The 8,064-nt window shown below is 61.3% G+C and carries 7 protein-coding genes; 3 read left to right on the top strand and 4 right to left on the bottom strand.

Annotated elements, in window-relative coordinates; all coding sequences use genetic code 11:
* Positions 1–431 (top strand): DUF6351 family protein (locus tag JNL55_RS11735; protein ID WP_293853013.1); only part of this gene is annotated, 431 nt, incomplete at its 5' end.
* A 57-nt stretch (positions 432–488) separates the two neighbouring features.
* Here JNL55_RS11735 and JNL55_RS11730 read toward each other — a convergent pair.
* A complete protein-coding gene (locus JNL55_RS11730) occupies positions 489–2,993 on the bottom strand; it encodes a PQQ-dependent sugar dehydrogenase (RefSeq protein ID WP_293853012.1) in 2,505 nt (834 codons plus the stop codon).
* Between the two features lie 230 nt (positions 2,994–3,223).
* Here JNL55_RS11730 and cls point away from each other — a divergent pair, with 230 nt between their 5' ends.
* A complete protein-coding gene (gene cls, locus JNL55_RS11725) occupies positions 3,224–4,561 on the top strand; it encodes a cardiolipin synthase (RefSeq protein ID WP_293853011.1) in 1,338 nt (445 codons plus the stop codon).
* A gap of 11 nt (positions 4,562–4,572) precedes the next feature.
* Here cls and JNL55_RS11720 read toward each other — a convergent pair whose 3' ends face one another.
* Complete coding sequence (locus JNL55_RS11720; protein WP_293853010.1) at positions 4,573–4,929, bottom strand: YciI family protein; 357 nt, start codon at positions 4,927–4,929, stop codon at positions 4,573–4,575.
* 125 nt (positions 4,930–5,054) lie between these two features.
* On the opposite strand from JNL55_RS11720, the gene JNL55_RS11715 reads away from it, so the two are divergent.
* The gene (locus JNL55_RS11715) at positions 5,055–5,375 is read left to right on the top strand and encodes a DMT family transporter (protein ID WP_293853009.1); all 321 of its coding nucleotides are present in this window, start codon (positions 5,055–5,057) and stop codon (positions 5,373–5,375) included.
* Here the strand turns inward: JNL55_RS11715 and JNL55_RS11710 are convergent, their stop codons facing one another.
* Both JNL55_RS11710 and JNL55_RS11705 read right to left on the bottom strand, forming a co-directional pair.
* Positions 5,376–7,211 (bottom strand): monovalent cation:proton antiporter-2 (CPA2) family protein, encoded by a 1,836-nt coding sequence (locus tag JNL55_RS11710; RefSeq protein ID WP_293853008.1) that lies wholly within the window; start codon positions 7,209–7,211, stop codon positions 5,376–5,378. It lies immediately after the preceding gene.
* A 216-nt stretch (positions 7,212–7,427) separates the two neighbouring features.
* The coding region (locus tag JNL55_RS11705; RefSeq protein ID WP_293853007.1) for an EAL domain-containing protein at positions 7,428–8,064 on the bottom strand (637 nt) is incomplete at its 5' end.

The raw sequence follows: 8,064 nt of genomic DNA, 5'->3' as shown, positions 1-8,064 counted from the left end.
TGCCCAAGGCCAGCCAATCGTTGGACGCCATGACGGTGATGGACGAGTGGCTGCGTAATATTCAAAAGCATCCGGACAAGGGCGTGCGTCGTAATCGTCCAGCGCGTGCGGTGGATAGCTGTTTCGATGTGAACGGTCAGCTCATCTACGCGGGCGACGACGCATGGCATGGCATTCTGGACGACAAGCCTGCCGGCCCGTGCACGCAGCGATTCCCGATCTATGGCACGTCTCGCATCGTGGCTGGTGCGCCCATCGAGGGCGGCATCTATAAGTGTGCGCTGAAGCCGGTGGATAAAGCGGTGAAGGCGGGCGTGTATGCGCCATGGACGCCGACTGCCGAGCAAGTCGGGAAGTTGAAACAGATCTTCCCGGAAGGCGTGTGCGACTACAGCCGGCCCGACCAAGGCCGGCCTTGGCAGCGATACTAAGCAACCAGCTGAGGCACGCATCGATGATCAGTCGATGCGTGCCGCTCGGTGGAGTCCTTAGTTGGTCTTCACGACCACATCGTCGAAGCCGGCCTCGATCCAGGTTCCGCCGTTGCTGGTGCTATCCGCTGCTTCGAAACGTAGCGTGATGGTCTGGCCGGCAAAGCGGGACAGGTCCACCGTTGGTTGACGCCACACTGCGCCGACGTTGGCCGACGTGGCCGGTATTTGATAAATCGTCACGGGAACACCGTTGGCGCCCACGGCTCGCACGCGGAAATAGTCGGCGCTGGTGGCGGTGTTGATATGACTGAGGAAGTACCTGAAGGTCAGGGTCACTCGGCGGCCGGCCGGCAAGGCAATCGCTGGCGACTGCATGGATGTGAGTCCGTTATCGATGTCGTATACGCCGGCGTGTAGACCGGCGGCCAAGCCGGTGATCATGCAGTTCGTGCCGCTGTAGCAGTTGGCCGGCTGCAGAACCACGCCGTTCTGAGAAGTCGGCTGCGGGTCGCCTCGTTGCCACAGCCCGACGGTTGCGGTGTTGGCTCCCGGCGTAAGAATCCAGCCGCGAGGGGATTCGAAGTCGTCCTGGAACAAGGTCGACTGACTGCCGCTGGCGCTCAGGGTGGCGGTGTAGGTCGTGTCGTTGGTCGGCGTGACGATCTCGTGCGATCGTGCGCCACCATCCGACCAGGTCGAAAATTGATAAGTCGCGCCACCCGTGGTTTGCGGGCTGACGACACCCAGCGTGCGAATGATGCCTTCCACTCCAGTGAATGTGTAAGGCGCGGTGACCGGCACGCCGTCCAATGTGAGCTGCGCACTGGTGATATTGCTGGTGAGCCTGATCACCGAGGTGCGAGGACGGATGTCGACGTACGTCGTATCGGTGAGGCCGCTCGAATCGCGCACCGTCAATATCAGTCGATAGAACACATTGGCGGATGTCTCGCCGCGATCGGCAATGGTGAACGAGCCGCTCGTGACGCCGCTGGTCGCCGGCAGATGTGGATGAGTGTGGTCGTCATGATGGAAGTCCACACGCCAGGTGAATGCAGAAGCCGCCAGCGCACCGTCTTCCGGATCAGTGGCTGAGCCCGAGAACGTGAAGACCTGGCCGCCGCGATAGAGCGTGCCGGCCGTCGGCGTCGCAATCGTTGCATCCGGCACGCTGTTGGAAACGACCGTGAGGGTGGCAGCGTTGCTGGTCGCCGAGCCGTACTCGTTCGTGACCACGACCGAGATGCGCGCGCCATTGTCGGCCGCAGTCGTCGACGCAATGGTGTAGCTGTTCTGAGTGGCGCCGGAAATTGCTACTCCGTTGCGTTGCCATTGATAGCTCAGCGGCTGCACGCCAGAAGCCGAAGTCGTGAAGGTGGCTGGTTGGCCAGCCGACACGGACACGCTGACCGGATGCTCGTTGATCGTAGGTGCCGCGTTCGCTGTGTGTTGAACGCGATACAACTCACCACCATTGCCGCGGGCCAGGTAGTAGAGCGAGCCGTCGTTTGCGGTTTCGATATCGACCAGGGCAGCAATGCCTGTGGCGAAGTCGGCCGAGGTGTTGTAGCTCGGCGCACTCAAGGTACGGATGAAGCCGCCGCAGTAATCGCCGAAGAAATATCGACCGGCGTATTCGCTGGGGAAGGTCGGGGCCGTGGGCCGATAGAAGGAGGCGCCGACGATGGCGCAGCTGGTGCCGGCGTTGGCGTAAGCATGAACGGGATAGCGAACGCCGGTGACGCCGCCGGGCGTGAAGCCTTCCGTCTGCGGCCAGCCATAGTTAGCACCGGCCACGCCTTGGTTCACTTCTTCCCAGGCATCCTGCCCGACGTCGTTCACGTGAATCCGCCCGTTGCCGGGATCGACCGCGAATGTGTAGGGATTGCGTAGACCGCGGGCCCAGATGGCTTGATTCACGCCGGTGGTTTGACCGAGGAACGGATTGTCTTCGGGGATGGAGCCGTCGGCATTGATACGCAATAGTTTGCCGTGCGTGGTTTCGAGGCTTTGCGCGTTCGCTGAATCGGAGTTGTCGCCGGTGGCTATGTAGAGCTTGCCATCGGTGCCGAAGGCGAGCGCGCCGCCGTTGTGAATGTATGCGGTGGATAGCCCGGACAGCTCGATCAACTGGAATGCGCTGCCGGACTCGGCGACATCAGGATTGCTGGCGCTCGCTGTGTATCGAACCACGCGGTTGACTCTCGGCGGCGCCGTTGGACTGGTGTAGTACAAATAAACATAGCGATTGGTGGAGAAGTTGGGATCCAGTGCCACACCCAGCAGGCCGCGCTCGCCCAGGGTATTCACAGTCAAGGTTACAAACGGCTGACTGAGCAGCACGCCGTTCCTGATGACGCGCAACTGGCCAGCTTGTTGAGTCACGAACACTCTGCCGTCGGGCGCCACGGCTAGCGAGGTTGGTTGGGTCAAGCCCGTGGCGATGCGTGTTTCGGAAAAGCCGGACGGTAAGGTCGCGGCGTGGCTTGGCGAGGTGAAAAATAAAACAGCCAGACAGGCGACGCGCACTAGCGCGCCGAACGACTTCGAAATCCCCATGTGTCCTCCGCTGACGAGGCCTCCATTGCGGCGCCACGTCCTGTTGGTCAAACCGCAAACTAGGCAACCGACGCAAGCGGCAACAATGCGTACAAGCCGGTGACCTCAAGGAACTTTCCCGACAAGTAAACGTTCCACCGTGGCTGTCAGTCACTGGCGTGAGAGCGGGGGCCACGACGTCAATGCGATCGGAGTCAGCGCGGCCAGACTGCAAGTTCAGGTGGTTGCTCGTGCCTTTGGTTCTGTGCGCAGCCTGCGCCCAGAACCCGAAGGTTGAAGCGCCTGAGAGCATGCCGCCCATCGTTGCCAGACAGCGCGCGCTGTCCGAGGACGAAAGCGATCCGCTGCTCAAAGCGGCCCTCGAGGAATACCAAAACGACGCGGCGATTCGCGAGCTCGTCAGCTCGGTGCGACAGTACTCGTCGTCGCCATTGACGGCCGGCAATCGTGTCGATGCGCTCATCGACGGGCCGAACACCTATGCGGCCATCGAAACCGAGCTGAAAGCAGCTCGTCATCACATTCATCTGGAGACTTTCATTTACGGTGCCGACGACGTCGGTCGGCGCTTCGGCGAGTTGCTGGCACAGAAACGCAAGGAAGGTGTGGAGGTGCGGGTGCTTTACGACAGCATCGGCAGCATGGACACGCCCCAGGAGTTCTTCGAGCAGCTGCGCCAGCAAGGCATCGAAGTGCGTGAGTTCCGGCCGATGAATCCGGTGAAGAACCCGCGCATCTGGGAGATCCAGAATCGCGATCATCGAAAAATCATCGTGGTCGATGGCAAGGTGGGCTTTGCCGGTGGCATCAACATCGACAGCACTTATTCCAGCGCATCCAGCAGTCGGCCTGGACCGAAGCGCGGCAAAGAGGATGGTTGGCGCGATACTCACATGCGCATCGAAGGGCCGGCGGTCAGGCAACTGCAGGCGCTGTTCTTGGAGTCCTGGAAGAAAGCGGGCGAGCCGGTGCAGGTGGGTGAGGGCGACCGCTACTTTCCGTCGCCGCGAGCGGCGGGCAACACGCTAGTCAGCATCGTGGGCAACGACAGCGAGACCGACGATCGCGCGCTGTATGGAACCTATCTCGCGGCGTTCAAGCATGCGAGCCGTCGCTTGTGGATCACGCATGCCTACTTCGCGCCCAACAGCGAGTTGTTGGAGTCGATGGCGGACGCTGCCAAACGCGGCGTCGATGTGAGACTCATCGTGCCGGCATTTACCGATTCGAGCCTGGTGCTGCATGCGACTCAAGCGACCTTCACGCCGCTGTTACAGGCGGGCGTCAAGATCTTTGAGTTGAAGGACGCATTGTTGCATGCGAAGACGGTGGTCATTGACGGCACCGTGTCCATCGTCGGCTCCGCCAATCTGGACATGCGCAGCTTCGTACACAACGACGAAGTCAACGCCGTGGTCGTCAATCGCGACTTCGGTCAACGCATGGACCAGATATTCCAACGCGATGAACGGGCGTCGCGAGCCGTCACGCTGGAACGCTGGCAGAAGCGCTCGCTCTGGCGACGCATGAAGGAGTTCAGTATCAATCTGTTCAGCTACTGGCTCTGAGCATTGCAGAGTCAGCGCACCGGCAGCGGCAGGCACTCCATGATCTCCACCGAGTCGCCGGGGAAGATGGTGAAGTGCGGATGGTTTTCGAACAGGCGTGCCGCCGCTTCATGCGACTCGGCTTGCACGACCACATAACCCACCATGTTGTTCTTGGTGTCCGCGACACCGCTCGGGTCGATGCGCTTGGTTTTACCTAACGGCGCACCCTGCACGACCACGGCGGTGTGATGCTTGGCCATCCACTCGCCCCAGGCCTTCATGCCGGCCTGTTCGCGCTGCTGGCGTTCGGTCTCGGGTAGGGCATTCCACTTGGCCTTTTGTAGAGAGGCGGCGGTGCCTATGTAAATGGCGAGGAAGTTCTTCATGGTGGGAACCGGCCGTGGGTTAGGATGTCTAACTGTAGACCCACTGCACCCTGCGGTGGAGCCCTCGGGACGACCCGAAAGGCTGTTTTCCGACAAGAAGGGACGACCCTTGCCATGGAGTAGCCATGAATGCTTGGGTCATGTTGGTGATCGCCGGCTTGCTGGAAATCGGTTGGGCGCTGGGCCTCAAGGCCACTGAAGGGTTCACTCGCCCCATTCCCACTGTCTTTACTGTCGCGGCATTGGTCGCGAGCCTGCTATTGCTGGCTCGTGCGGTCCAGGTGCTGCCCATGGGCACGGCCTATGCTATTTGGGTTGGCATAGGCGCGTCGGGCACGGTGTTGTTTGGAATCCTGCTCTACGGTGAGAGCGTGAGCGTGTTGAAAATCGCCAGCCTCGCGGCGGTGCTGTTGGGCATCGCCGGATTGAAGCTCAGCGCGGCGTAATTACGTGCTCTCCGGTGCGCTGTCGGCCGGCAAGTCGTTCAACGCCTTGCCTTCCGCACGGGGTTTGATGAACGGCGTCGGGCGAGACGTGGCTTGCGGTGTGTTACGAAGTAGCATGCCCATGCCCGCCTCGTAGCCGCCGCCGGCGACTTCGAGCGCAAAACGTTCGGTGTCGCGGTCGCGAACCGTGGCAATCACGTCGTCCGCTTCCGAGTCCGGAACGCCGAGCAGGCGCAGCGCGGCGCCCCCAAACAACATCGCGGACTCGAACGTTTCTCTGACGTGATAGTCGACGCCGGCCGCGACCAGCTTGCGTGCGTGATCGCGATCGAACGCACGTACCAACAATTTCGCTTGCGGGAACTCGGCGCGGATCAGCTCGGCAATACGATCGGCCGTTGGCTGTTTATCGACGCAGATGGCAATCGCGCGAGCTTTGCCTGCGCCCGACGTGCGTAACACATCTAGCCGGGTGCCATCGCCGTAGTACACGGTGAAGCCGAACTGTTTCGCGGAGCGGATCATTTCGATGTCTGCATCGATGATGCTCACATCGACGCCGCGTGCCAGCAGCGCTTGCGACACCACCTGGCCGAAGCGGCCGAAGCCGATCATCAGCACGCTGCCATCGAGGCCGTCGGCAATCGGAATGCCTTCCATGGATGCTCGCTCCGGCGCCATGAAGCGACGCACGACGATGACGACTAACGGCGTCAGCACCATCGAGATCACCACGATGGCGGTGAAGTTGGCGTTGACGGTGTCGTCGATCAGGCCACCGGTCGCCGCTGCGCCATAGAGCACGAACGCGAACTCGCCGCCTTGTGCCATCAACACAGCTCGATCCAACGCCTCTCGATGCGGGCTGTGGGTGAGTCGCGCAATCAGGTAAATGCACAGCGCTTTGGTCAACATCATCGCGGGCACGGCCATGGCAATCAGCACCCAATTGTCCGCGACCACGGATAAGTTGAGGCTCATGCCCACCGCGAGGAAGAACAATCCCAACAGCAGGCCGCGAAACGGCTCGACGTCCGCTTCGAGCTCGTGACGGAACGTCGACTCCGAGAGCAACACGCCGGCGAGGAACGCACCCATGGCCATCGACAAGCCACCCATTTCCATCAGTAGCGCCGAGCCCAGCACCACCAACAACGCGGCCGCCACCATTACCTCACGAGTGCGGGTCATGGCGAGAATGCTGAACAACGGATTGAGCAGCCACACCCCGGCTGCGATCAATCCTGCCAGCGATGCGATGCCCGTGAGCATCGCCACCCAATGCGGCGTGCTGGTCTCGGCAACGATGGTGGGCGACAGAAAGCTCACCAGCGCCAGCAACGGCACGATCAACAGATCTTCGAACAACAACACCGACACCATTTTCTGGCCGTGGGGCAGGGCGATGTCGCCGCGCTCGGCCAGCATTTGCATGACGATGGCGGTCGAGGTCAGAACGAAACCGGCGCCGCCGATGAACGACACCACTGGCGAGAAGCCGAGCGCCAGACCGACCCCGGTGAGGCCGAGCGTGCAGGCGATGATCTGTAACGAGCCCAGTCCGAAGATCTGCCGTCGCAATTGCCACAGATGCGACGGCCGCATCTCCAAGCCGATGATGAAAAGAAACATCACTACGCCCAGCTCGGCGAAGTGCAGGATGGCTTGCGGGTCGGCAAACCAGCCGAAGCCGAACGGGCCGATCAACAGGCCGGCCGCTACATATCCCAGCACTGAACCCAGGCCGAGCCTGCGGAACAGCGGGACTGCAATGACGGCCGCGCCCAGTAGCGCGACGGCACTGACCAACATGCTCGATTCGTGTTCGACAGCCATCGGAATAGACCTTGAAGAAAAATGGAGTTCAGCGCGCTTTGACGGGTCCAGCTCGTTGACCAGGGTCATGATGGGGCCGAAGCGACGATCGATTCATCGAATACGGCGAATATAAAGCATCCGGTTGCCGGATTCAGCGGTGACCGCTTGGCAGCTACGCTGGGTGGTGCTTGCGACCGCGCGTTGGCCAGGATTGACGGGGAAATTGGACTTCGACTACTCGTGCGACGCTTTTTCGCGAAGCTGCTCGGCGACCTCGTCGGCGGGCAGCATCAGCGTCTCGTCCGATAGCACCACGGCTTCGGAAATCGTCGTCGATTCTTGATCGGAGTCCTCGGCTTGCGCGGCGACTTTGGCCGATGGCAGCGAGCTGTCGGCATTACGCAGGACCTGGAAGGCTTCTTCTGCTTCCAGCGGTCCGGAGTAAAAGTAACCTTGGGCATAGTCGCAGCCCATGGTTTGCAGATCGTTGGCGGCCGCGTCGGTCTCGACGATTTCAGCCACCGATTTCATGCCCAGACTGCTGGTCATTTGCACGATGGCCGCGGCGATGGCGCTGTTGGCGTGCGCCGAGCCAGCGCGATCCACGAACGGCCGATCGATCTTCACATAGCTGAAGGGGAACAGCTGCAGATAGCTCAGCGACGAATAACCGGTGCCGAAATCGTCGAGCATCATTTCGATGCCCAGGTCATGCAGCCCATCCAGAACGTCGCGCGCTGCGCCTGGATTACTGATCAGGCCGCCCTCGGTCAGCTCCAGCTTCAAGATTTCTGGCGGCGTGCCGGTGTCTTTCAACACTCGTTCGACATACGCCGTGAATTCCGGATCGCGTAACGCCGTGCCGGACACG

Source organism: Steroidobacter sp. (assembly GCF_016790065.1).
Lineage (GTDB): Bacteria > Pseudomonadota > Gammaproteobacteria > Steroidobacterales > Steroidobacteraceae > Steroidobacter.
The sequence above is the reverse complement of the archived record's forward strand: the minus strand, read 5'-3'. Positions and strand labels throughout refer to the sequence as shown.

What these genes read in the sequence shown, in the direction of transcription:
- JNL55_RS11730 (WP_293853012.1), bottom strand. Translation starts at nt 2,993, where the DNA reads ATGGGGATTTCGAAGTCGTTCGGCGCGCTAGTGCGCGTCGCCTGTCTG.
- JNL55_RS11720 (WP_293853010.1), bottom strand. Translation starts at nt 4,929, where the DNA reads ATGAAGAACTTCCTCGCCATTTACATAGGCACCGCCGCCTCTCTACAA.
- JNL55_RS11715 (WP_293853009.1), top strand. Translation starts at nt 5,055, where the DNA reads ATGAATGCTTGGGTCATGTTGGTGATCGCCGGCTTGCTGGAAATCGGT.
- JNL55_RS11710 (WP_293853008.1), bottom strand. Translation starts at nt 7,211, where the DNA reads ATGGCTGTCGAACACGAATCGAGCATGTTGGTCAGTGCCGTCGCGCTA.